The following is a 21,910-nucleotide window of genomic DNA, read 5'->3' as shown; positions in this document are numbered from 1 at the left end:
CTACAGGTTGTTCAGTTTGGACTGGGACAGAAGCTGGTCACCCACGCCGGTGTCATTGCGTACGAAGAGGCCCGAAGTTCCGCGCAGCGCGTTCTTCTCCGCTGCCAGGCGGCCCATCAGGGCTCGCACTTGCTGGTCCCACGTGTCCGCGACCGTCTTCAGCCCGGCGGCGGTCTCCCAGCCGCCGAAGCCCTTGTGCGCCGAGCTGGTGGAGTCATCCGCGTGCTCCGCGGCCTTCTTCGTGCTGGGCTCCAGCTCGTTCTCGATGGTGCCGGCCGCCGCCTTCTTCTCCGCCGGCGTCGAAGCGAAGTCCGCTTTCCCGCCGCCCGGTCCGGACGGCTCGGGCGGGATGCCGTTCACCTGCGTACGCACCTGCTGGTCCGCGCCGCCCGCAGGTGCACGCCCCCACTCCTGAGCAGAATCCGCGGCCATGGTGCCCCCCGTGTCGGCAGATTGTGATCATAGGACGAGTGCCGTCCGACTCTGCAACCCCCCTCGTGCCGAAGGGAATTGGGGACACAGACTGTCCACCCTCCCTCCACCCCAACTCCCCATGGGAGCCACGGATGGGGGCAGGGGCGCCCCGGTCCCTCGATCGGTCCCAGGCAACGACGAAGCCCCAGGTCGTTGACCCGGGGCTTCATGGAAGAGCGGAGGGCGGGAATCGAACCCGCGCTACGGGCTTGGGGATCGGATCACGTCGTGCACGGGGCCGTCGGGCAGGTGCCGGCTCGCCCGGATCCTCGCTGCGGCCCGTTCCGGGGTGTGCTCGTCGGCCAGGCGGTGAGCTCGGGGTCACGATGACGGTCACGCGCTCCGCCCGGCACGGTACGCACCCTCAGGCCGAGGTCGGTGGGGTGGGTGTTTCGTTGGCGCGGCGGTATTCGGCGTTGATGCGTTGGGCTTCTTCGAGTTGGTCTTCGAGGATGATGATGCGGCAGGCGGCGTCGATCGGGGTGCCTTGGTCGACGAGCTCGCGGGCGCGGGCGGCGATGCGCAGCTGGTAGCGGGAGTAGCGCCGGTGGCCGCCGTCCGAGCGGAGCGGGGTGATGAGGCGGGCCTCGCCCAGGGCGCGGAGGAAGCCTTGGGTGGTGCCGAGCATCGCTGCGGCCCTGCCCATGGTGTAGGCGGGGTAGTCGTCGTCGTCGAGACGGCCGAACGAGTCACCTGCTGTCATTGAACCTCTTTCTGGAACGCGTGGAGGGCCCTGGTGCCTATGGCACCAGGGCCCCGAAGGAACTACTACACCATCTGCCGGCCCTGATACTGCGCCGGCCCTCTGTGTCCGCAGACCCGACTCATACGTGAGCGGGGTGCGGGGATCGCGGTTGCTTGACCGGAGACCACCTCACTATCGATGTCCTGCGGTACCCGGGCTCCAACCTGCCGGCCCGGGCGATCCTGATGGCGCTCAGCTCCTCCGTTCTTCCCTCAGTGATCAACTACTTGTCCAACGGGTACTGCGTCATGCTGGTAATGCCTACTGCTGGAACTGCTGGAACTGCTCATGCTGCTTGTACCGCGCGTGGCCCGACCTGGCGCCACGTTCCGGCAGCCAGCCCCGTCGCCCATCCTGCATCTGCTCTGGCTTGGAACCCCACTGCCGAACCTCCCGGTGCGCGCGCCCGCAGCCGACGCCTTCACCGAGGTGCTGCTCACTGACTTCACTGCTGGGTACCGCTCGTGGTGGCCCCTGATCACTGCGGGCCACCCGGTCCAGTCGTCAGTACCGTCGCCGTCCTGCACCAGCCCTGGCTTCGGAACTCCACCACCGCACCGTCCTGCGTACTGCACCTACGGGTACTGCGTACTGCTGCCCGGCAGTTCGTCTCTGCCCGGCCCTGCGGTCTCTCTGTGCTACGAGAGAAACCATAACCACGTCACCGCCCAATGTCTACTCCGGCCAGGATAGATTTTTGAATGCATGTCGGTGAGGTAATCGGGTCCCGTCGGATCGAACAATCGTGGGTCAGGGCGCAACGGCCGCTCAGGCCGAGGGCAGGCCGTGGGCGGGGACGGCGGCGAGTGCGATGTACCGCGGTTCACCCGTCTGCGCTTCCCTCCGGGTACGCGAAAGGGCCCGAGCGGCATGTGCCGGTCGGGCCCTCTTCACTGGTCGGATGGCGGCAGGCGCCGGGCACCCGTCAGGCGGTCACGGGGGTGCCGAGCATCGCGGAGGCCCGCTGCAGGGGGCTGAGCATGCGCGGGGCCACGGCGGGTCGGGGAAGGCTGCCGCGGCAGGTGAAGCCGAGCTGGGTCATGGCCCGGAGGACCTCGCCGACGCTGAAGTCGCGGCGGTCCTGGCGGGTGATGACCTGGCCGACCTGCTTGACGGGGTAGATCCGGCGGCCGATGATCACGGACTCCCCGAGGATCTCCTCGGGCTTGATGCCCTTCATCGACTCCAGGACACCGCTCTTGGTCAGGTCGAACGGGAAGCGGGCGATGACACAGCGCATGTTGCCTCACAGGGTGAAGAGGGGAACGGTCCGACCACGGCGAGCTGGTGGTTCAGCGGGCGAGGGCGAGGACGCCCAGAGCGCTGCCTTGCTCGTCGACGACGGGCAGAGCGGTGAGCCTGCGGTAGTGCATCGCGTGCTCGGCCTCGGTGACCGTGGTCATGGGCGAGGTGAACGGCCCGCGTTCGCCGAGGACATCGCGCAAACGGAGCCGGTCCGTGTACGCCGCGCTCTCGCGGACGTCGGCGAGCCGGGCCTGGGTGACCAGCCCCGTACACAGGCCGTCCTCGTCACAGACGAGCAGACGATCCGTGCGGGAGCCGGCCATGACGGCCAGGGCCACTTCGACGGTCATGTCGTCACAGACCTGCGGACCGGCCGCTTCCATGGCGCCGTCCACCGTCCGCAGGACGAGGTCGGCATGAGCGTCGGCATGAGCATCGGCCTGCGCCGGGCGGGGCTGCATCTGGACCAGCGTCAAAAGGTGCCTCCTGCAGAGGTGGGTCAGTGTCCTGATCACGTGGTGCTCAGGCCGCCGCGTCGAAGGAGTTCTGCCGTGCGCTCGCGCGCCGGGCGGCTGAAGCGGGCCCGCGGCGGCCACGGGAGGCCGTGCTGCGCTTGGGCCGCTCGGAGACCGGGGCGGTGATGGTGACCGGGATGCCGGAGGGCGCCTGCGCGCCGGTGATGCGGTTCAGGGCCTCGTCGCCCGAGTGGACCTGGGTGGTCTGCGGGGTGATGCCCGCGGCCTGCATGAGGCGTGCCATCTCGCGGCGCTGGTTGGGGGTGACCAGGGTGACGACGCTGCCGGACTCGCCGGCGCGGGCGGTACGGCCGCCGCGGTGCAGGTAGTCCTTGGGGTCGGTCGGCGGGTCGACGTTGACGACCAGGTCCAGGTTGTCGACGTGGATGCCGCGCGCCGCCACGTTCGTCGCGACCAGCACGGTGACGTGTCCGGTCTTGAACTGGGCGAGCGTACGGGTCCGCTGCGGCTGGGACTTCCCGCCGTGCAGGGCCGCGGCGCGGACCCCGTTGTCGAGGAGGTCCTGGGTGAGGCGGTCCACGGCGTGCTTGGTGTCCAGGAACATGATCACGCGACCCTCGCGGGCGGCGATCTCCGTGGTCGTCCGCTGCTTGTCGGCGCCCTGGACGTGCAGGACGTGGTGCTCCATCGTGGTCACCGCGCCCTGTGAGGGATCGACGGAGTGCACGACCGGGTCGGTCAGGTAGCGGCGCACGAGCAGGTCGACGTTGCGGTCGAGGGTGGCGGAGAAGAGCATCCGCTGGCCCTCGGGACGCACCTGGTCGAGCAGCGCGGTGACCTGGGGCATGAAGCCCATGTCGGCCATCTGATCGGCCTCGTCGAGGACGGTGATGGCGACCTGGTTCAGGCGGCAGTCACCCCGGTCGATGAGGTCCTTCAGCCGGCCCGGGGTCGCGACGACCACTTCGGCCCCGGCGCGCAGCGCCTGGGCCTGCCGGTAGATGGGCATGCCGCCGACCACGGTGGCCAGGCGCAGCTTGACCGCCCGGGCGTAGGGCGTGAGCGCGGCCGTGACCTGCTGCGCGAGCTCACGGGTGGGTACGAGGACCAGCGCGAGCGGCTGGCCCGACTCGGCGCTCTGACCGGCCGTACGGGCCAGCAGCGCCAGGCCGAAGGCCAGGGTCTTGCCGGAGCCGGTGCGGCCGCGGCCGAGCACGTCACGGCCCGCGAGAGTGTTGGGCAGCGTGGCCGCCTGGATCGGGAACGGCGTGACCATGCCCTCACGGCCGAGCGTGGCGAGCAGCTGGGCCGGCATGGCGAGGTCGGCGAAGGCCTCGACGGCGGGCAGTGCGGGGGTGATCGTCTTCGGCGGCGCGAACTCGCCCTGGATCGCGGCGGGCCGACGGCCGAATCCGCCCGAGCGGCTCGGACCTTCGGAACGGCTCGGACCTCCGGAACGGCTCGGGGTCGACGAGCCGAAGCGGCTGCCCCGGCCGGAACCGGAGCCGGCGGCGAATGCGGGGCCGCCGGTGCGGCTGCGGGTGCGGGCGGAGCGGTCGTTCGTACGTGTGGGATTCATGCGGAACCTTCCTTGATGCGGCGCGTATCAAGGAATTCCCGCAGCGTAAGAGCGGCGCAGGGAATTGCGAGAACGGGCCGAATGTGATGCGAAAGCGGATCTGGCGGACAGGAAATCTGTACGGGCTCAGGCGCTGAAATAAGGTGGCGTCATATGGACGCGACAACCAAAGAAATCGACTCGGGTGCGGCTCCGAGAGGGCCTGTCGTCCGAGTCTCTCCATGCTCAATACCGCGGGTGAACACACCGCGGGAAATGCGTGCAGCTGGGGCCCGCACCCCGAGGGATGCGGGCCCCAGCTGCAGAATGCGTGTCAGCGTCAGGCGGGAACGATGTTCTCGGCCGTCGGGCCCTTCTGGCCCTGCGCGATGTCGAAGGTGACCTTCTGGCCCTCGTTCAGCTCGCGGAAGCCCTGGGCGGCGATGTTCGAGTAGTGGGCGAACACGTCAGCGCCGCCACCGTCCTGCTCGATGAAGCCGAAACCCTTTTCCGCGTTGAACCACTTAACGGTACCAGCAGCCATGTCATATCTCCTTTGGGGCAATACACCAGCGTCCACACTGTGCGGACACCGTGTCGCCGCGATGATGCCCCACCGGTAAATGACCGGGAAATACAAAGCGCTTCCAGTGGAATGAATTCCGGCGGAGGCGCTTGAAGTTCTTGGGTACCAAAACTGCAACCGAGATCGACAGTAGCACGCTGCAGCGGCTTGTGTGCGCTGAATAATTCCGGCCGCCGTGTTGCGGTAGAAACTCTCCCCGCGGGATCCGTCAAATTCTTAGGCGGCGGCAACAGATATTGATTCACCCCGACCACAGCGTTTTTGCTGGGGCGCCGAGCGCGCTCCGCGTGAGCAAGCCGCCCGGGCCGGTCCGGGCGGGCGCGCGTGCCTCAGGTCATACGCGTCGGCCCGATCGCTCCGCCTTCCACTGCTGGTCGGCGGCCCCGTGGCGGGCCCGCTGTTCCTCGGTACGGACGTCGTCCAGGGACTCACGCGTCCCACCGCGTCATGTGGGGCCCTTCGGCCGCCGGCTGTGGCCGCCCGCGATGACGTGAGGACGCGAGGACGCGAGGACGTCCGAAGGTCCGAAGGTCCGTGACCTGGTCGCCGCCGTGGCCGGCAACGGACGGCGATCGACCGGGTGCGACGGGTCTTTCATCCCGTGTCCGGCAGCCAGGCGTTGTTGTTCTCGTTGTACCAGTAGCTGTGGCCGGCCTTCAGGGCGACCGTGCGGAACGGGCGGCCGTGGTCGTCGATGCGGGTGGTGCCCTGGCGGTCGCCACTGCTCCAGGCCAGCTCCAGGTACCAGCTGACGTCCTGACCGAGTGTGGCGGCGTCGATGTTCAGCACCTGGGGGTCGGTGGCCGAGACCTTGTACGGGAAGTCGGTCGAGGCCGTCGGCCGCTCGCCCTCCTTGCCGGGTACGGGCCTGGCCCTCGGGGAGGCGTCGTCCAGGTCCACGGCGAAGGACGCCGGCACCAGCGCGCCGCCGCAGCCGGAGCCCATGGTGTACGCGTTCCAGCCGGGAGCCTTGCGGCCGCTCACGACATGGACGTACAGCGCGTGCAGGACCGCGGCCTTGCCCTCGGTGCCCTGGACGGTCAGCTGCATGCGCAGGTGCCCCGCCGGGACGGCTTGCAGGGCCCGGGCCCACCCTTCGGTCGCCTGCCCGGCGGGGGGCGGGGGGACCGAGGCGGGTTCCTTGTCCAGGGCGAACCACTGGTCGCAGGGGCTGTCCCAGTTGTCGGGCAGGACGTTGACCGTGAACGGGGCGGTGGGGGAGGCCCCCTCCTTGGCGGTGGCCTGCGAGCTGGACGCTGCCGAGGGGGACGCGGACGTTGCCGAGGGGGACGACGGTGGTCCGGGGCTGGTCGGGGGTGCGGATTCGGCTGCGGGCACGGGTGACGACGACCCGCCGGACGGCAAGGCCTGGCCCGCCGCCGCCCGCTCGCGTGAGGACTGCTGGGCGGCGCCGCGCCGCGTGTCCCCGTGACCCGTATCTCCCATGGAGGAGACGGCGGCGGCGGCCCCCGCCACCGCGGCGGTGGCCACGGCGGCCGCAACGGCGAGCAGCAGCCGAGGACGCCGGGCCCCCGGTACGGAGGCCCGGCCGGGGCCCGGCTGGACAAGGGCGGCGGGTGTGTGTGCGGGTGCCTCCGCCGCCGGTGCAGGGGCGGGGTCCTCCGCCGGTGCCGGTGCCGGCGCCGGTGCCAGCGCGGGAGCGGGAGCGGGGGTAGGCGCCGGAGCGGACCCGGTCGCGGACGCCGGGGCCGATGCGGGGTCGGTCTCCGCCTGCGGCCGGACCTCCGAAGCCTCCCCAGCCACCACCACCGCCGATGCGGGTGGCACCTCCGCCGCGGCGCCGCCGCCCCGCGGCGCCGCGGAGTTCGCCGCACCCGATCCCGAGGTCTGCCCCTCCGCCACCCCCCGCCGCCGCTCCACCAGAGCCAGCAGCCACTGCCGGTGCAGCGCCACCAGTTCGTCGGCCGAGGCACCGCAGACGCGGGCGAACCGCTCCACCGGGGCGTACTCCGTGGGCACCGCCGCGCCGCTGCAATAGCGGTGCAGCGTCGAGTTGCTGGAGTGCAGACGCTTCGCGAGCGTGCCGTAGCTGCGCCCCGAGCGCTCCTTGAATCCGCGCATCAGCTCCGCGAACCGCTCCGTCTCCGTGGCCATTCCACCCTCCCCCTCATCCCGGAAGCCCGTTCCAGGCTCACCCGATCGCCCAGGTGAGAGGGGTCGGGAGCGTTACAGGGTTCCTACTATCCCGGTCCGGACGCCACTGGGACGAAGCCGCCCCCACAGTTGCGTCATCAGCCCGTCGGTCCGCCGATCGGATCGACGGTCGGATTCGGCGGTCGTAAGGGGGGCCCCACACGCCCCACCCGCCCCACCGACAACCCTCGGCCGCCTGCGGCAGCAGGCGACCGGAACAGCAGCCCCACCCAACGTCTCGTCAGGCAGGAAGCGAAAGCCTCCGTCTGACGACCGCACCGACACGGAGATTTCCCCATGCGTACCTACCGACTCCGCACCACCGCCCTGGCCGCCGCCACCGCCGGCCTCGCTCTGGCCCTGACCGCCTGCGGTGGCTCGGACAGCGCCGGCGGGCCGACGGTGAACCCCTCCGCGACCAAGAGCGCGGACAAGCCGGTCTCGACCGGGACCGTGACGCCGTCCGGGGAGGGCGCCTCCGCCGCCCCGTCCGACGGCAAGGCCACCGGAACCGGCACGGCCACCGCCACCCCGGCGAAGGCCGGTTCGGGCGCCAAGAACACGGGGAACACCACCGGTGACTCCTACGCCTACACCCACCCCTGCTCGGCGCGAAACCTGACCGTCAAGGTCACTTCCCCGGCGGGCGCTCCGGCCACCGTCCGCATCATCACCGTGACCAACAACGGTTCCACCTCCTGCGGTCTGGACTACTTCCCCACCGTCGGCTTCAGCGCCAAGGGCCGCGCGCTCGGTCTCCAGGCCGCTGCCCCCGGTGGACTGGGCGGCGCCCCGGCGTACCCGGTGCACCCCGGCGCCACCGCGTACGCGGCCGTGAACCTCAACCCGTCGGGTGGCAACGGCCCCGTGGCCGACGAGGTCAACGTCCTGGCCGACAAGGAGCACATGCCGAACGCGGACGGCGTCAGCCTCCAGCTGGCCAAGCCGGGCAGCGTCGCCAACCCGAAGGTCGGCCTGTACCGCACCAACACCCGCGACGCGCTGAGCGCCTTCTGAACGGCACACAACTGCCTCGACGACCTCAGGGCAATCCGAGACGAGCTCCGACCCAGCGGGGGCCGCGTGCGGATCTCACCACGACGCCGCCCGGCCGCACCCTGGACGTGCCGGGCGGCCGGCAGGCCGCACGGCAATAGGTCTAGATGACGACGAAGCCCCAGGTCGTTGACGTGGGGCTTCGCAGAAGAGCGGATGACGGGAATCGAACCCGCGCCATAAGCTGTGCTTGAGGGGCATGCCTCTCACGCTGGTGCCCCACGGTCGGCATGACCGGTCCCGAACGCCTGCCCTTGTCCAGGCCGTTGGGTATGCGGCAGCCGGTCAGGCCGGCGGATGAACTGACCTGGCAAGCCGCGATGTGTCAAGGGGGGTGGCCGCCCGCCCGTTCGGGGGTTGGGCGCAATGATCTTGTGTCAGCGTCCTGGCAGAGTCGTCGTCAAGCCACTGAACGGCCCTTACGGGCCGGGCCACGACCAGGGGGAAGACACATGTACCGCAAGCGCATCGCCACCGCAGTTCTGCTCGCCGCAACGACCATCGGGGCGTTCGTTCCCGCGGCGGCGGCTCGGCCGCTCGACCCGGTACAGCACCAGTTGGATCTGCTCGTCGACGCCGACGAGGTCCCGGGTGCCCTGGCGTACGACGGTAGGACGACGCGTACCGCCGGTGTCGCGGACCTGGAGTCGGGCCGGCCCATGGTCGATGAGCGGGGGCGGATCCGGGTGGCCAGCAACACCAAGGCGTTCACCGCGGCAGCGGTGATGCGCCTGGTGGCGGACGGGCGGATACGGCTGGACGACCGCGCCGGCCGATACGTGCCACAGCTCTCCGAGCACACGATCACGATCAGGCAGTTGCTCAAGCAGACCAGTGGGCTGCCGGAGTACGCCACGCTGGTCGACTGGACCCGGCCCGGTACGCCCGAGGACTATCTGGCCCTCGCGCTCAAGGAGAAGCCCGGCTTCGAGCCCGGCACCGGCTGGGGCTACTCCAACACCAACTACCTCGCGCTCGGCATGGTGATCGACAAGGCGTCGGGGGTCGGATTCCGCACGTACATCGAGCGCACGATCCTGCGCCCGCTGCACCTGGACGACACGTACTGGCCTACGCCCGGAGAGCTGTCCCTGCGCGGACCGCACGCCCGCAACTACGGCATCCACCCGGCCGCCCCGGAGGCCGGCCGGGTGGATCTGACCGAGCTTCCCGGGTACGAGTTCGGCGCATCCGGTGGCCTCGTCTCCACGCCCAAGGACCTCAACGCCTTCTGGAACGGGCTGTTCGGCGGCCGCCTCCTGCCCGCCTGGGCGGTGCGCCAGATGACCCACGACACCACCGCAGTTGGTGGGCGCGACGTCTACCCGGCGGGCAGCCGCTACGGCTACGGCATCGCCTCGATCCCCCTCAGCTGCGGCGGTTCCTACTGGGGCCACGGCGGCGACCTGCCCGGCAACTCCGTGGGCGGAGGCCGCGCCACGGCAGGCCGCGGCACCGTGACCGTCTACACCACGACCTGGGCGGCCGAAGGCGAAAGCCTGCGCCACCTCCAAGGGGCGGTGGACGCGGCCCTGTGCGCCAAGCAGCGCTAGCCGCCCGGCGCACCGGCTTGTGGTCACGATCCCCCCTCGACGCCGTCATCAGCCGGTCATCAGGCGGTGACGGTCCGCAGGGATGCGGCCGGGAGCCGACGCCTGCGGCCGTAACCACTGCGCAAGCGGCTCAGGTCGAGCCGCAGGCGGGCTAACGCCGGTCCAGTAGACCCCCCTGCAGGGCCAGTACGACCGCGCGCGTGCGGTCGCTGACGTTCAGCTTGGCGAAGATCCGGAGCAGATGTGTCTTCACCGTGGCCTCGGAGATGACCAAGCGCTTGCCGATCTCCGGATTGGACAGGCCGTCCGCGACAGCACTCAGCACGTCCACCTCGCGCGCGGTGAGCGTCACCGGCGAGGGCTGCCGCATCTTGGCCACCAGACGCTGCGCGACGCGTGGGGCCAGGACGGTCTCGCCCCGGGACGCTGAGTGGATGGCCTCGACGAGCTGCTCGCGGGTGGCGTCCTTGAGGAGGTAGCCGGTCGCGCCCGCCTCTACTGCATGCTCGATCTCGGTGTCGGTGTCGTAGGTGGTCAGGATCAGCACGCGAGTCCCCGGACGGCCCGCGACGATCTCGGCGGTGGCACCCACCCCGTCGAGCACCGGCATCCGCAGATCCAGCAGCGCCAGGTCGGGCTGCAGCCGGTCGACCAGCTCGACCGCCTCCCGGCCGTCGCTTGCTTCGCCGACGATGTCGATGGTGGGCTCGGAGGCCAGCAGCGCAACCAGGCCGGCGCGCATCACCGCGTGGTCGTCGGCCAGGATGATGCGGAGCGCGTCTGCCGATGTAGTCATGTCACACCTGACCGTTCGTGGGAATCATGGCGAGGATGCGGGTGCCATCTCCAACCGAGCTGGTGACGGTGAGTTCGCCGCCGAGTTCGGCGAGGCGTTTGCGCATGCCGTTGAGTCCGAAGCCTCGGGACTCCTCGACCACGAAACCCCGGCCGTCGTCGATGATTTCCAGCTCGATGCCGAACGGCTGCCGTGCCAGGACGATGTCCACGGCGGAGGCTGCCGCGTGCTTGCGGATGTTGGCGAGGGACTCCTGAGTGCAGCGGAGCAGCGCGATCCGAGTCGGTTGGTCGCACTCGATGTCCGGCAGGTCTGCGGTGACGGTGACCCCGGTGTCCTCGGTGAACCGGTCCAGTGTCCGCCGCAGGGTTCTGGCCGCCGAGCCGGGAGCCACGCCGCTCTGGGGGGCCGAGCCGACGAGGACGCGGGCCTCGGCGAGGTTGTCGCGGGCGGTCTGCTCGATGGATTGCAACTGCTGCGCGCTCCTCTCCGCATCGGTTTCGAGGCCGGAGCGGGCCGCCTCCGCCAGCGCGATGATGGAGGCGAAGCCCTGGGCGAGGGTGTCGTGGATCTCCCGTGCGAGGCGCTCGCGCTCCTCTGCGGCGCCCTGGAGCCGGTGTGCCTCGGCCAGGCTGAGCTGGGTGCTTTTCAACTCAGTGCGCAGCTGGGCGCGTTCGTCGCGCAGTTCAAGGGCCCGGGGCGTCAGTACGGCGATCAGGACGCTCACCGCGTAGACAGCGAACGAAGAGATGGCGTTGGTGGTGAGGACCTCGGCGTTCAGGCCCTCCCGCAGGCTGCCGCCGACCGTGATGGCCACGGCACCGAGCCCGCTGCAGACGATCGAGGACCGCAGACTGTTAGCGAAGATGACGAACTGTGGGAGCGCCAGCGTGTACAGCACCCCGAAGCCGTCGCGGAGGTAGGCGAGTCCGCCCAGGACGGGGACCAGTAAGGCCAGATAGGCGTACGCGCCGAGCACCGGATTGCCGGGGCGTCTGCGTACGAGCCCGTAACAGATGCCGAGAAGTGCCAGCAGCCCCAGCGACCCGTAACCGGTCGGGCGGGGGGTGTCCCCCACGATGGTGATCACGGCCAGCAGGCCAATGATCACCCAGGACATGACGTCCCACCAGTGGAGCATCCATATCCAGAACGGGTCCCCGCGCTGCGGACGTTGAAGCATGATCGTCAGACTACGTTCTCGAATGGACGGGGAGCCGTGGTGGTGATCAGCGCCGTAGGGGACGACCGGGTCGGCCGGAGCGGCCACCATGCCCGCTCGCCGAGAAGGAGCAGGAGAGACGGCAGGACCATGAGCCGGATGACCACGGCGTCCAGCAGTACGGCCACCGCCAGACAGAAGCCCATCTGCTTCATCTCGGTGAGGTGCAGGGCGACGAAGGCGCCGAACACCGTCACCATCACGATCGCCGCGCTGGTCACCACCTTGGCCGACCGGGTGATGCCGTCCAACACTGCCTCGCGGGCTGACATTCCGTTGTGCATGGCCTCTTGGATCCGGCTGACCACGAATACCTGGTAGTCCATCGACAGACCGAAGAGAATCACGAGGAGGAACAGGGGCACCCGGGACGCGATCGCGCCGAGGGAGTCGAAGGCCAGCAGGTCCTCCGCCCACGTCCCCTGGAAGAACACGACCAGCAGGCCGAGCGAGGCCCCGGCGGACAGCAGATTGAGCACGACGCCGATCAGACCGATGACCACCGAGCGGAACGCCCACACGGTCATCGCGAAGGTGACCAGCAGCAGGAGCCCGATGACCAGCGGGAGCTTGCTCTTCTCGTGATGCACGTAGTCGCGGCCCCGGGCCACGTCACCGCTCACCCCCGTCTCCACGCCGGACAGCATGCCGACCGTGGCGGGCACATGGTCCTTACGGAGATGCCCGAGCGACTCGGTCGCTTCGGCGGAGGGCGCGGGATACGGGACGGCCAGCTCCAGCACACTGATCCGGCCGTCGGCCGACGTACGCACCTCCGGCTCGGCGGTCCTGGCGAACAGAGGATCGGCCTGCGCTCGCCGGCCGAGATCCGCCAGAGCCTGCCTCACCTCCGGGGCCCGGTCCGGGGTGGAGCGGGCGACGACCTCATGCTTGACCAGAAGCTCCGGAAAGGCTGCGTTCAGCCGGTCGTAGACCTGCATGGCCGGGATGTCGCGCGAGAAGGTGTCCTTGCCCGGGTCGATGAGCTTCATGCCGAGCGCGGGCGCCGCCAGGGCGAGCATGACGAGCACCGATACGCTCAGGGTGACGGCGGGACGCTTCTGCGCGGGCCGCAGCAGGGCGCCGAACACCCGGCCCGTTTCGGCCGCCGCCCGCTTCGTACGGACCGGTTTGCCGCGGCTCGCCCGGCGGGCGGCCTTGCGGGCCGAACGGTGCTCGGACCGGCGCCCGATCGTCGCGAGGAGTGCGGGAAGTACGGTCAGGGAGCTGACCACGGCGACCGCCACGACCAGGATGGTCCCCGTCGCCAGCGAGGAAAAGATGACGTCCCCGGCCAGATACAAGGTGGCGGTGGAGACGATCACGGCGAGGCCGGAGACCACGATGGACCGGCCCGCGGTCGCCGCCGCCAGCTCCACCAGGGCTTCCGAGCCGAGACGACCACCGGCACGGGCCCGTTCCTCGCGTTCACGCTTGAGGTAGAAGAGCGTGTAGTCGACTCCCACGGCCAGGCCGATGAGCAGGATCATGTTGGTCCCGACACCGGGGTCGGGGAGGCCGTGGGACGCGATCATGGACAGCCCCAGGGCGCCGGCGATCGAGGAGAGCGCGAGCAGCAGCGGCACACTGGCCATGACCACCGATCCGAAGACGAGCAGCAGGGTGATGAGCGTGACTGGCAGCGTGATGCGCTCGGAGAGCGCGAGGTCCTTCCCGCGCTGATCATTGACGCCCTTGCTGATGGAGGGGGAGCCGGTCTCCTCCACGACCAGGTCGGGGTACTCGTCGCGCACCTTCGCCGTTTGTTCGAGGAGCGGGACGACGTTCTTCTTGCCGTCCAGCTCGGGGCCCTTCAGGACCACCGAGACCCTGAGCACCTTGCCGTCCTCGGAGCGGACCGGGGCCGCGACGCTGTCCACCTCGGACAGCTTCCGCATCCGCTCGGTGAGGTCCCGTGCCGCGGAGTCGGCTGCGGCCATGTCCGGAGGTCCGGACTTGGCGTAGAAGATGATCTGCTCGGTGGGCCTGCGCTGCAGGCCCCCTTCGGCTGCCATCGCTTCGGCGCGCCCCGCCTCACCGACCCGGAAGTCCTCGACGCTGGCCTCGTTGGTGCCGACCGCGATGCCGACGCCGAGGCACAGAAAGACGAACACGAACCAGCCGGCGATCGCACGCCATGTGTGCTGGGCGCTCCAACGGGCTATCTGCACAGGGAGTTGACTCATACCGGAGATCCTGGTCGGCGGGGTGCACAGCCCGACACGCCCGGCCGGTTGAACCTGCCGTCCACCGGTCGGTGGACGGCAGGAGAGCGCTACCGCTGTCAACGTCCTTGCAACCGCCCGGTAGAAGCCCGCCGAGCAGGCCGGGAAGGAGTCAAGTGGTGCGCAAGTGGTGCGGGACTCCTGAACAGGTCTAGACAACGACGAAGCCCCAGGTCGCTGACCTGGGGCTTCGTAGAAGAGCGGATGACGGGAATCGAACCCGCGCTATAAGCTTGGGAATCTATGGCGTATGGATGCCCCGCATGGCTTCTGACCTGCGGTTTCCTACCCCTTTCGGCCTTTGGTGCGACTGCCTCTGGGTGCCGGTTCTGACCGCTGTTCGCCGCTCCAAAGGGCACGGCTGGGGCACGTGAAGCCGGTGGCCTCCTCAAGCGGGGCACGCATGGGCGGCACGCCGTCGTCCGCGACCACGAGCTGGATGGATCTGCAGGGATGCCTGCACCGGCCTGAGCGGTGACGATCGACGAAGTGGCTGTCGGCCGGCCTCACCGCCCGAGCCGCAGATCCGCACTGCGAGGTTGCTTCCGTGAGCAGGCCGATGCGGGGCCGCCCGGCGCGGCTTGGTGTGCTGCGTGATGCGTCCAGATTCGCTTTTGAGGTCTTGGTGGCGGCGCTCTCAACGTGGACGTAGGTTCCAGCGCATGGGCGAGTATCGATCCGTTGTCAATGATCTGAGCGGTCACGTCGAGGGTCCCGTCGTGCAGGCGCGGTCGGTCAGGGATGTGTTCATGTCGAGTCCGTCGAGCACGGTAAACAACGTGATCAAGGAGGTGCGTTCGCTGAAGGTCGTGGCGACGCTGTATCGGACGCTGGCCTCTCTCGCGGCACTCGCGACCATCGTCGGAGCCCGTCGCTGGGGTACACCGCTCGACGGGATGGCCACCGTCTGCGATGCGCTGGCGGTCCCGTCAGGCTGGACGGAATTCCCTGCGAGCTGGATTGCCGAGCGTGCCGGGCTGGTCGGTGGTGTGGCACAGATCTTGCTGATGGTGGGATTGCTGGTACTGCCAAGGCCGGGGCAGCTCGGGTGGGACCTTGGGCAGACGATGGAGTGGCGTGGTCCGTCGACTGTAGTGCTGTCCTTCGCGCTCTCGGTGCAGAGCGACCAAGTGTGGCCGGCGCTGTTCTTGGTCGGACTCCTTGGCGCTCTCGGCCTCTGGGTGCTGAGCTGGACCCAGCACCGGTACAGTCGATCGGATCGTGTGACGGTGGCCGTGGGCAGCATCTTCCTTGCAGTGATTTACGCCCCGCTCCTCGTGTTCGCGTGGCTTTTCGCCCGGGACGCGGGCAGCAGGCCGTACGCACTCGTCGACTCGTGAGCCAGGCATGGTGAAGTCCGAGAAATACAGACACCTTCTAGGTCCTGGAAGTTGATGACCGTGGAAGGCCCCCAACTTCTGTGGACGGACCCACTCCGGCGAGCGGGCCACTGAGTCACCTGGTGGGCCCCACCAGACAAAGGCAGGCGCAGTCCGATGGTGATCTTCTGAGCTGATCGCGTATCTTCGGCGAATGAGTGAACGGCCATATGTGCGCAACGAGTTGAGCGGCCACGTTGAAGGCCCTGTCGTGCAGGCGGGCGCTGTCCACGGGGACCTCAACTTGAACGTTGCGCCACCCGCCGCGGCGCACGACGCTGACCATGCTGCGTTCCTGGCGCGCCTTCGGGAGCGCACGCAGGACGAATGGGCGGCCGAGGACGCGCAGAGGCGGCGGCGCGAGGTTGCAACTGCTCGGCTCGTCCGTTCGCGGAGGAGGTTCCGGCGTCTTTGCTGGTCTGTTCTCCTCATCGCGATTCCGTCGGGAGTTTTGTGGGCCAGAACCGAAGACGGGGTCTGGTCCGCCCTTGTTCCGGCCTGTCTGGCGGGAATCGGGTTGCTGTCCACCTATGAGCGTTGACTCGTCCCCTGAGGTGGTCGCGTGAGTGATGCCGGCTCGGATCGTGTGCGGCTACCAGGCCGGCTCTCGCGATTCGAGGTGCGGCGGCCGCGGGGCGGCGCCACCCGCGCGGGGAGGCGCCACGGTCGCCAGAGGCGCTCGTACATGTTGGGGGCGTGCGACGTACGGTAGCCGTCGGTCTTTGATCGTCGAGGGCCATGGGTGCGGTGGCTGACTCGACTGCTAGTAAGGGGGATGAATGGAACCAGAGTTGATGGCACTCGCTGCCGCGGGTGCAACGGCATTCGTTCAGCAGATGGCGACTGACTCGTGGGCACAGGCTCGTGATCGGATCGCCTTGTTCTTTGCGCGTCGCGACGGTGGCGAAGGAGTCGTGATCGAAGGCGAGCTGGAGACCTCGCGCGGAGAGCTCACGGCGGCGTTGGAGGCCGGTGACGAGCAGATGGTCTTGGACGTCGAGGCGGAATGGCGCACACGGCTGCGACGTACCTTGATGGCCAATCCGACTGCTGCTTCTGAACTTCAGTCAGTGCTCGATGAACTTGCACCAAGGCGAGGCGATCAACAGGTCGCGGAGGTGCACAACACGATCAGTGGGGGCGTGCAGCATGGTCCCGTGGTCCAAGTCGGCAGTGTGGGTTCGCTCAGCTTTGGGATGCCTCCCGAAAGAGGTTGGGGCAGTACACAGGCGTGATTTCGTGTTGGGCCTTAACATCCCGGCGTGGACTCATCTCGCAGAGAACAGCCGTCCGTTCAGCACGCGACGGTTGACGTGGCCAACGGGCTCGATAACTCGACCGTGCACGGACCGGTGGTGCAGGCGCGAGACATCCAGCAACTAAGGATCACGGCCAGCACCACAGCGCTCCTCTCGGAGCGGTACCAGGCTTACGAGGGCTTCTGCATTGTGTGGGAAGAACTCCAGGGGCAGATTCTGCGGGTGGCGACCTCGCTCTGGACCGTGAGGAGCTTCGATGAGTACCGGGACATGGTGTATCGCTCGGAGTCCCTGTGTCGCGATCTTGAGCTGCGGCATCGTCGGATCTCGCTTCTGGACGGTGGAGACGCCCCGTCGCTCCCAGTGCTGGAAGCCGCCAAGCAGGCTGTCCAGGCGGTCGGACCCCACATGTACGCCTGGGGCCGGGGCAACGACGAAGCGGTGTCCAATGCTGCGGCCCGCAACTTTGCGTCATTGATGAGGCTCAATGATGCGGAGGCTGTGTTCGAGAGCTTCATGCAACGTGCGAGCGGCAGGCTCGGCGGTGGGAGTGGCAACGGATAGTTCGATGCAGCCGCTTTAGGGGAAGCCACCGGTCCGGCAACGACTGCCGAACAGGTTGACGCGCTCGCCCGTGAGCCGGGCGTGCGGTGAAGGTCGTCCGCCCGCATCGCCGCGTACGGTCCTGGCCGAACCAAGGCCAAAGACTCCGCTTCCGCCTCGGATCTGGCACGGGAGAGGTGGAGAGGTCTAGGCAACACAAAAGCCCCAGGTTGTTGACCTGGGGCTTTTGTCATGGAGCGGATGACGGGAATCGAACCCGCGCTATAAGCTTGGGAATCTATGACGTGCAGGCCGCCCATATGGCATCTGACCTGCGGAAACAGTCTGCCGAAAGAGCTGCCTCGAGGGCCCGCCCGTACCCGCATTGACCGCTGTTCGCCGCTCCGAAGGGCACGGATGGGGCACGCGTCCGTTGGTCTGGGCCGTGCGGCACGCCCCTGCCTCGATAGTTGCGTCTTGCCTCCTGGCTGCGTGAGGCTTGACGCAAGGGAATCTGGGTAGGAGACTGCTTGCGTGTTCCCTCCTGATTTCGTGAGGGGAGGCGCAAGGAGATGGTCATGGAACTGCTGTCGGTGAAAGAGGCTGCGGCCCTGCTCGGGGTGGATGATTCCCGCGTCCGTCAGTTGCTGCATGACGGAAAGCTGCAGGGGCAGCGGGTCGGTGGCCGTTGGCTGGTTGCCGGGGACAGCGTCCGGGATCGTAAAGACCGGGGCCGCCGTTCGCGGAGACCGCTGTCGGCCCGCAATGCATGGGGCGTTCTGGCGGTGCTGGACGGCCATCAGCCGGTGGGCCTGTCCGATGCAGAGAAGTCCCGGGTGAGGACGCGGTTGCGGAACCTCCTTGCCCACGGGCACCTGTCTCCAGCTCTGGTCCAGGAACTCCTTGCCGCCCGTGCCGAGGTTCGCTCGTACCGCGTTCATTCAGGCGTACTGCCAGTTCTGCTCGCCGCTCAGGATGTGGTGCGGGGAGGAGCGAGTGCTGCGGCACAGGCAGGGGCGGACTACATCTCCCTCGGCCCTGCGGAGATCTACGTACACCCCGACCGGGTCGAAAAGCTGGAAGCCGCGTTCGGCATGGTCCGTGATGAAGAGCGGGGCAATGTCTCGGTCCGAATCCCCCCGTCGGAGATGTGGCCGTTCTTGACCTCAAGGTCTGAAGCCCCAGGGCAGGGCCATGACGTCCCCGCCTCAGTGGTGGCGGCCGACTTGCTGGACCTCCATGAGAGCCGAGCCGACGCTGCCGCAGCTGGGTTGCTCGAGTCCCTGCTGACTCGCTACGCGCAGCCTCGGAGGGTGTGATCATGGCGGCTGATCTGCCCGATGTACGACTGGAGTCGGACCTGTTCACCGGCCCGCTGGTGGAGTTGTGGGGCGTGCTGTTCGACCTTGCGGAGCAGGTGCCGGATGCCTGGTCGCTGATCGGTGGGCAGATGGTGCTCCTGCACGGCCTGGAGCACGGCCGGACTCCACCGGCGGCGAGCGCCGACCTGGATGTCCTGGCTGACGTGCAGTCGGACCAGCAGAGCTTGCGTCGTTTGGTCGCGGCGCTCGAACGGCTCGGATTCTCCCCCGCCGGCATGTCGCCGCAGGGCAACTTGTTGCACCGCTATCAGCGCGGTGTGGAGCCGCAGCGGTTGGTGGTGGATCTGCTGGCGCCTGACAACCTCGGCCCCCGTGCAGACCTCACAACGACGCCGCCCGGCCGCACGCTGGAGGTGCCGGGCGGCCGGCAGGCTGCGCAAAGAACCGAGGCTGTGAGAGTGCGACTGGGGTCGAGGACGGGCCGGATCCGACGCCCCAGCCTGTTGGGGGCGATCGTGGCGAAGGCTGCAGCGGTGAGCATCAAGACCGCTTCGCCGGAGCGCCACTATCGCGATCTGGCGTTCTTGCTCTCGTTGCCCGCCAATCCGCTGCAACTCAGAGACCAACTCGACAAGGGCGACCGTAAGAAGCTCGCGTTCGCGAAGGCCTTGAGCGATCCGCAGCATGCAGCTTGGCGTCAACTGGCCGACGAGAGTGCCCGGGCGGACGGCCGGGCCATGTACGGGTTCTTGTCTCCACCTGCGACGACGTGAGAACAGCCGAAGGCCCGCGACCTCGTCGCCGCCAAGGTGGTGCGCAAGTGGTGCGGGACTCCTGAATGGGTCTAGACAACGACGAAGCCCCAGGTCGCTGACCTGGGGCTTCGTCGTGGAGCGGATGACGGGAATCGAACCCGCGCTATAAGCTTGGGAATCACCTGGCACTTGGGGTCGCGTACGGCGTCTGACCTGCGAGAACGCCCACCGAGAGGTCGTGTCGGCTAGTCCCGGCGAACCCCGTGTTGACCGCTGTTTACCGCCCCTACTGGCACGTTGTGGCACGGCCACGTAGTCAACACGGCTCCTGCCTGGCGTGAGGCAGTCGTCACAACCTGCTCCGATGCTCGTTGAGGGGTCCAGGGAGCAGCCTTCCGCCGTGGCTACGGCGTCAGATGGGCGCGTGTGGACGGCCGCCTCGCCCGCGTGGTGTTTTCGCGAGCGGGGCGTCAGTCCATGCCGAGAGGAGACGGGACTGCATGGAAACCGTGGAACAAGCCCGTGAGCGGATCGCCGCGCGCCGACGCGAACTACGCGCCGAGCTCGCGCACGCCGATCGTGAACTCGGACAACTTGATGTGACCGTCCTCGTCTCCCCCTGGTGGCGGGCGCCCAGCGGCCCTGGTAAGCGGGGTACCGCTTACCACCGCGACGAACCCGGGGCATGGCGCCGGAAGTGCGTGTCCGGAGATCCAAGGCGGATCACTCTGTACGAGGCTGGGCGGGCGGGACTGAATCCCTGCCGACGCTGCCGCCCGTAATCACGCCGCGGGCCGCACCGTGATCGTGTTGGCTGAGTGCTGGCACCCGGTCGACTTCATGCGGCATGCAGGCGCGTACCGCCTCCCGCGAGCGTGCTGCTGGATCTGCGCGGGGCGGGCTCCTGCCAGCTGCTCCGACGGATACACGCGGGTCGTCGGGTGTCCCGCTGCGCTTATGCCGATGACACACAGTGGGCAGGGAGATCGCGTTGTTCATCTTGGTGCTGACTGTCATGGCACTTTGGCAGATCGGTCGTTGAGCGTGAAGGGCAAGAGTCGTAGCCACCGCAGCTTCAGGGCTCTCGGCGCATGGGCTGGGCACCGAGGCAGGGCTCAAGCGAGCGGCGGACAATCGGAACCCGGCACCTCTCCTGCGGTGGCCGACGACGCCCGCTACCCTTCGTGCCCATGACAGAGCAGGGGCGCTCGGTGCGCTGTGACCGTTGCGGCAGCCAGGGCCGTGTGTGGGGGCCTGGTCCTCATTTCTGCCGTAGGTGCGGGCTCATGGCAGGCATGAGCGTGCAGCGGCCTGCGGCTGGGGGCCCTGATTGGCCTGCCATTGGTCTTTTCGCTGGCTTCCTCTTGGTCGTGATGCTCGCCTTCGCTTCCTGTAGTGCGCTTGTGGACTGAGGAACGCGGGCGCGGACGAATCCGGGGACAGGTGGCAGGAAGCCGGTGCCGGCATCCCCAAGCCCACATCCGAGGAGGTCACGGACTCCGAGCACTCCTTCGCTCGGCGGGGGCCCTGACCGGCGTCCACCTCATCTGATCTCCTGCGTCCCCGTGCTCCGGTAACCGGGCCCGGACGAAGGCCGAGCCGGCCACACTGGCTACCGTGTCTCCGGTGAACTGGATGAAGAAGAAGCGAGCCGCCGACAGCGACGACCGCGGCCTGTCCGCACGGGCGTTCGCCGCACTCATGCTCGGAGCCTTCATCGTCGTGGCGGTGTGCGCGCTGGTGGGAGGCTGGGCCGGGCTGGTCGGCATCGTAGTGACCGCGATCCTCCTGATCGGTTTTGCGGCAGCTCGCTTGTAGAGCCCTCCTCGCTCAAGGTCAGGGCCCGCGAAGGGCGAGTGACCGTTGTCACAGCCGCATGGCACGATGCCGGCCATGAGTCCGACACCAAAACTGACCCGGAAGACACTGACAGAACGCGGTTTCCGTGGATTCGTATTGCTCAGCGAGCTGGGTGACAGCGGAGTTCCTTCAGAGCCCGGAATCTACGTGGTACTTCGCACGAGTACGGCGCCCCCGTCGTTCCTCTCCCGTAACCCTGCCGGACACCTCAAAGGCAGAGATCCGTCGGTGACGGCGGACGAGCTTGGTGGCGCCTGGGTGGACGGTGCCACCATCCTGTACATCGGCAAGGCGTCAGCGGGCAAGGACGGCCGGAGGGGACTGCGGCAGCGGCTTGACGAGTATCGCCGCCATGGTGCCGGCGGGATGGCCGGCCACTGGGGCGGGCGCTACATCTGGCAGTTGGCGGACTCGGACGCTCTGCTCGTCGCGTGGTTGCCGATATCCGAGCGGGATCCCTGTGAGGCTGAGGCGGAGCTGATCGCGGAGTTCATGGAACTGCATGGAGCGCGGCCCTTCGCCAACCGCAACAAGGGCGTCACTGCCTGAAAGGCTTCCGGACCGCGGACTGAACGAGCGACTGGTCGACGAGACCGATCGATGAGACCCCCGGCCCAGGGCGAGCGTCTGGGGTCTCATTCGCCCTCAGGCCGCGTCAGAGATCCTCGGATGCGGAGAAGACGAGGCGTGAACCAGGCACAC

General features: G+C 68.4%; 19 protein-coding genes. 9 read left to right on the top strand and 10 right to left on the bottom strand.

What is annotated here, in order from left to right:
* From OG276_RS17310 to OG276_RS17280, 7 genes are all read right to left on the bottom strand, one after another.
* Positions 1-432: a hypothetical protein gene (locus tag OG276_RS17310; RefSeq protein WP_266906468.1), complete on the bottom strand. Its 432-nt coding sequence runs from the start codon at positions 430-432 to the stop codon at positions 1-3.
* Positions 433-838: 406 nt separating this feature from the next.
* A complete protein-coding gene (locus OG276_RS17305) occupies positions 839-1,177 on the bottom strand; it encodes a MerR family transcriptional regulator (protein ID WP_266906466.1) in 339 nt (112 codons plus the stop codon).
* Positions 1,178-2,144: 967 nt separating this feature from the next.
* Positions 2,145-2,459, bottom strand: a complete 315-nt coding sequence (locus tag OG276_RS17300) for an SCO5918 family protein (RefSeq protein WP_266906464.1) — start codon at positions 2,457-2,459, stop codon at positions 2,145-2,147.
* A 52-nt stretch (positions 2,460-2,511) separates the two neighbouring features.
* Positions 2,512-2,925, bottom strand: a complete 414-nt coding sequence (locus OG276_RS17295) for a CBS domain-containing protein (RefSeq protein ID WP_266912892.1) — start codon at positions 2,923-2,925, stop codon at positions 2,512-2,514.
* A gap of 61 nt (positions 2,926-2,986) precedes the next feature.
* Positions 2,987-4,519, bottom strand: coding sequence for a DEAD/DEAH box helicase (locus tag OG276_RS17290; protein WP_266906462.1), 1,533 nt, complete (start codon positions 4,517-4,519; stop codon positions 2,987-2,989).
* Between the two features lie 319 nt (positions 4,520-4,838).
* On the bottom strand, positions 4,839-5,042 hold the full coding sequence (locus OG276_RS17285) for a cold-shock protein (protein WP_008734853.1): 204 nt from the start codon (positions 5,040-5,042) through the stop codon (positions 4,839-4,841).
* 636 nt (positions 5,043-5,678) lie between these two features.
* Complete coding sequence (locus OG276_RS17280) at positions 5,679-7,199, bottom strand: helix-turn-helix transcriptional regulator (RefSeq protein ID WP_266906460.1); 1,521 nt, start codon at positions 7,197-7,199, stop codon at positions 5,679-5,681.
* Between the two features lie 336 nt (positions 7,200-7,535).
* Here OG276_RS17280 and OG276_RS17275 point away from each other — a divergent pair, with 336 nt between their 5' ends.
* Both OG276_RS17275 and OG276_RS17270 read left to right on the top strand, forming a co-directional pair.
* Positions 7,536-8,255, top strand: coding sequence for a DUF4232 domain-containing protein (locus OG276_RS17275; protein ID WP_266906458.1), 720 nt, complete (start codon positions 7,536-7,538; stop codon positions 8,253-8,255).
* Positions 8,256-8,746: 491 nt separating this feature from the next.
* Positions 8,747-9,847, top strand: coding sequence for a serine hydrolase (locus OG276_RS17270; RefSeq protein WP_266906456.1), 1,101 nt, complete (start codon positions 8,747-8,749; stop codon positions 9,845-9,847).
* 151 nt (positions 9,848-9,998) lie between these two features.
* Here OG276_RS17270 and OG276_RS17265 read toward each other — a convergent pair whose 3' ends face one another.
* Genes OG276_RS17265 through OG276_RS17255 form a run of 3 tightly spaced genes read right to left on the bottom strand, consistent with a single transcriptional unit; the run spans position 9,999 to position 14,051 of the window.
* On the bottom strand, positions 9,999-10,643 hold the full coding sequence (locus OG276_RS17265) for a response regulator transcription factor (RefSeq protein WP_266594590.1): 645 nt from the start codon (positions 10,641-10,643) through the stop codon (positions 9,999-10,001).
* A 1-nt stretch (position 10,644) separates the two neighbouring features.
* The gene (locus OG276_RS17260; protein ID WP_266906454.1) at positions 10,645-11,826 is read right to left on the bottom strand and encodes a sensor histidine kinase; all 1,182 of its coding nucleotides are present in this window, start codon (positions 11,824-11,826) and stop codon (positions 10,645-10,647) included.
* Positions 11,827-11,831: 5 nt separating this feature from the next.
* Positions 11,832-14,051: an MMPL family transporter gene (locus OG276_RS17255; RefSeq protein WP_266906452.1), complete on the bottom strand. Its 2,220-nt coding sequence runs from the start codon at positions 14,049-14,051 to the stop codon at positions 11,832-11,834.
* Positions 14,052-14,752: 701 nt separating this feature from the next.
* On the opposite strand from OG276_RS17255, the gene OG276_RS17250 reads away from it, so the two are divergent.
* The 7 genes from OG276_RS17250 (at position 14,753) to OG276_RS17220 (ending at position 21,757) form a co-directional block, all read left to right on the top strand.
* Positions 14,753-15,430, top strand: a complete 678-nt coding sequence (locus OG276_RS17250) for a hypothetical protein (protein WP_266906450.1) — start codon at positions 14,753-14,755, stop codon at positions 15,428-15,430.
* An 818-nt stretch (positions 15,431-16,248) separates the two neighbouring features.
* Positions 16,249-16,704 carry a hypothetical protein gene (locus OG276_RS17245; RefSeq protein WP_266906448.1) on the top strand — a complete coding sequence of 152 codons (456 nt, stop codon included), beginning with the start codon at positions 16,249-16,251 and terminating at the stop codon, positions 16,702-16,704.
* 27 nt (positions 16,705-16,731) lie between these two features.
* Positions 16,732-17,292, top strand: a complete 561-nt coding sequence (locus OG276_RS17240; protein WP_266906446.1) for a hypothetical protein — start codon at positions 16,732-16,734, stop codon at positions 17,290-17,292.
* Positions 17,293-17,849: 557 nt separating this feature from the next.
* Entirely contained in the window at positions 17,850-18,590 is a 741-nt protein-coding gene (locus OG276_RS17235; protein ID WP_266906444.1) for a helix-turn-helix domain-containing protein, read from the top strand.
* Positions 18,591-18,592: 2 nt separating this feature from the next.
* Positions 18,593-19,366, top strand: a complete 774-nt coding sequence (locus OG276_RS17230; protein WP_266906442.1) for a hypothetical protein — start codon at positions 18,593-18,595, stop codon at positions 19,364-19,366.
* A gap of 1,617 nt (positions 19,367-20,983) precedes the next feature.
* The gene (locus OG276_RS17225; RefSeq protein ID WP_266912890.1) at positions 20,984-21,166 is read left to right on the top strand and encodes a hypothetical protein; all 183 of its coding nucleotides are present in this window, start codon (positions 20,984-20,986) and stop codon (positions 21,164-21,166) included.
* Between the two features lie 75 nt (positions 21,167-21,241).
* Complete coding sequence (locus OG276_RS17220; RefSeq protein ID WP_266906440.1) at positions 21,242-21,757, top strand: hypothetical protein; 516 nt, start codon at positions 21,242-21,244, stop codon at positions 21,755-21,757.
* Positions 21,758-21,910 lie beyond the last annotated feature (153 nt).

This window comes from Streptomyces sp. NBC_00086 (assembly GCF_026343255.1).
Classification (GTDB): Bacteria; Actinomycetota; Actinomycetes; order Streptomycetales; family Streptomycetaceae; genus Streptomyces.
This window is presented reverse-complemented; position numbering and strand designations above follow the sequence as displayed.

Coding starts and splice junctions, on each gene's coding strand:
- OG276_RS17310 (WP_266906468.1), bottom strand. CDS start 432: ATGGCCGCGGATTCTGCTCAGGAGTGGGGGCGTGCACCTGCGGGCGGC.
- OG276_RS17305 (WP_266906466.1), bottom strand. CDS start 1,177: ATGACAGCAGGTGACTCGTTCGGCCGTCTCGACGACGACGACTACCCC.
- OG276_RS17300 (WP_266906464.1), bottom strand. CDS start 2,459: ATGCGCTGTGTCATCGCCCGCTTCCCGTTCGACCTGACCAAGAGCGGT.
- OG276_RS17295 (WP_266912892.1), bottom strand. CDS start 2,925: ATGCAGCCCCGCCCGGCGCAGGCCGATGCTCATGCCGACGCTCATGCC.
- OG276_RS17290 (WP_266906462.1), bottom strand. CDS start 4,519: ATGAATCCCACACGTACGAACGACCGCTCCGCCCGCACCCGCAGCCGC.
- OG276_RS17285 (WP_008734853.1), bottom strand. CDS start 5,042: ATGGCTGCTGGTACCGTTAAGTGGTTCAACGCGGAAAAGGGTTTCGGC.
- OG276_RS17280 (WP_266906460.1), bottom strand. CDS start 7,199: ATGGCCACGGAGACGGAGCGGTTCGCGGAGCTGATGCGCGGATTCAAG.
- OG276_RS17275 (WP_266906458.1), top strand. CDS start 7,536: ATGCGTACCTACCGACTCCGCACCACCGCCCTGGCCGCCGCCACCGCC.
- OG276_RS17270 (WP_266906456.1), top strand. CDS start 8,747: ATGTACCGCAAGCGCATCGCCACCGCAGTTCTGCTCGCCGCAACGACC.
- OG276_RS17265 (WP_266594590.1), bottom strand. CDS start 10,643: ATGACTACATCGGCAGACGCGCTCCGCATCATCCTGGCCGACGACCAC.
- OG276_RS17260 (WP_266906454.1), bottom strand. CDS start 11,826: ATGCTTCAACGTCCGCAGCGCGGGGACCCGTTCTGGATATGGATGCTC.
- OG276_RS17255 (WP_266906452.1), bottom strand. CDS start 14,051: ATGAGTCAACTCCCTGTGCAGATAGCCCGTTGGAGCGCCCAGCACACA.
- OG276_RS17250 (WP_266906450.1), top strand. CDS start 14,753: ATGGGCGAGTATCGATCCGTTGTCAATGATCTGAGCGGTCACGTCGAG.
- OG276_RS17245 (WP_266906448.1), top strand. CDS start 16,249: ATGGAACCAGAGTTGATGGCACTCGCTGCCGCGGGTGCAACGGCATTC.
- OG276_RS17235 (WP_266906444.1), top strand. CDS start 17,850: ATGGAACTGCTGTCGGTGAAAGAGGCTGCGGCCCTGCTCGGGGTGGAT.
- OG276_RS17230 (WP_266906442.1), top strand. CDS start 18,593: ATGGCGGCTGATCTGCCCGATGTACGACTGGAGTCGGACCTGTTCACC.
- OG276_RS17225 (WP_266912890.1), top strand. CDS start 20,984: ATGAAGAAGAAGCGAGCCGCCGACAGCGACGACCGCGGCCTGTCCGCA.
- OG276_RS17220 (WP_266906440.1), top strand. CDS start 21,242: ATGAGTCCGACACCAAAACTGACCCGGAAGACACTGACAGAACGCGGT.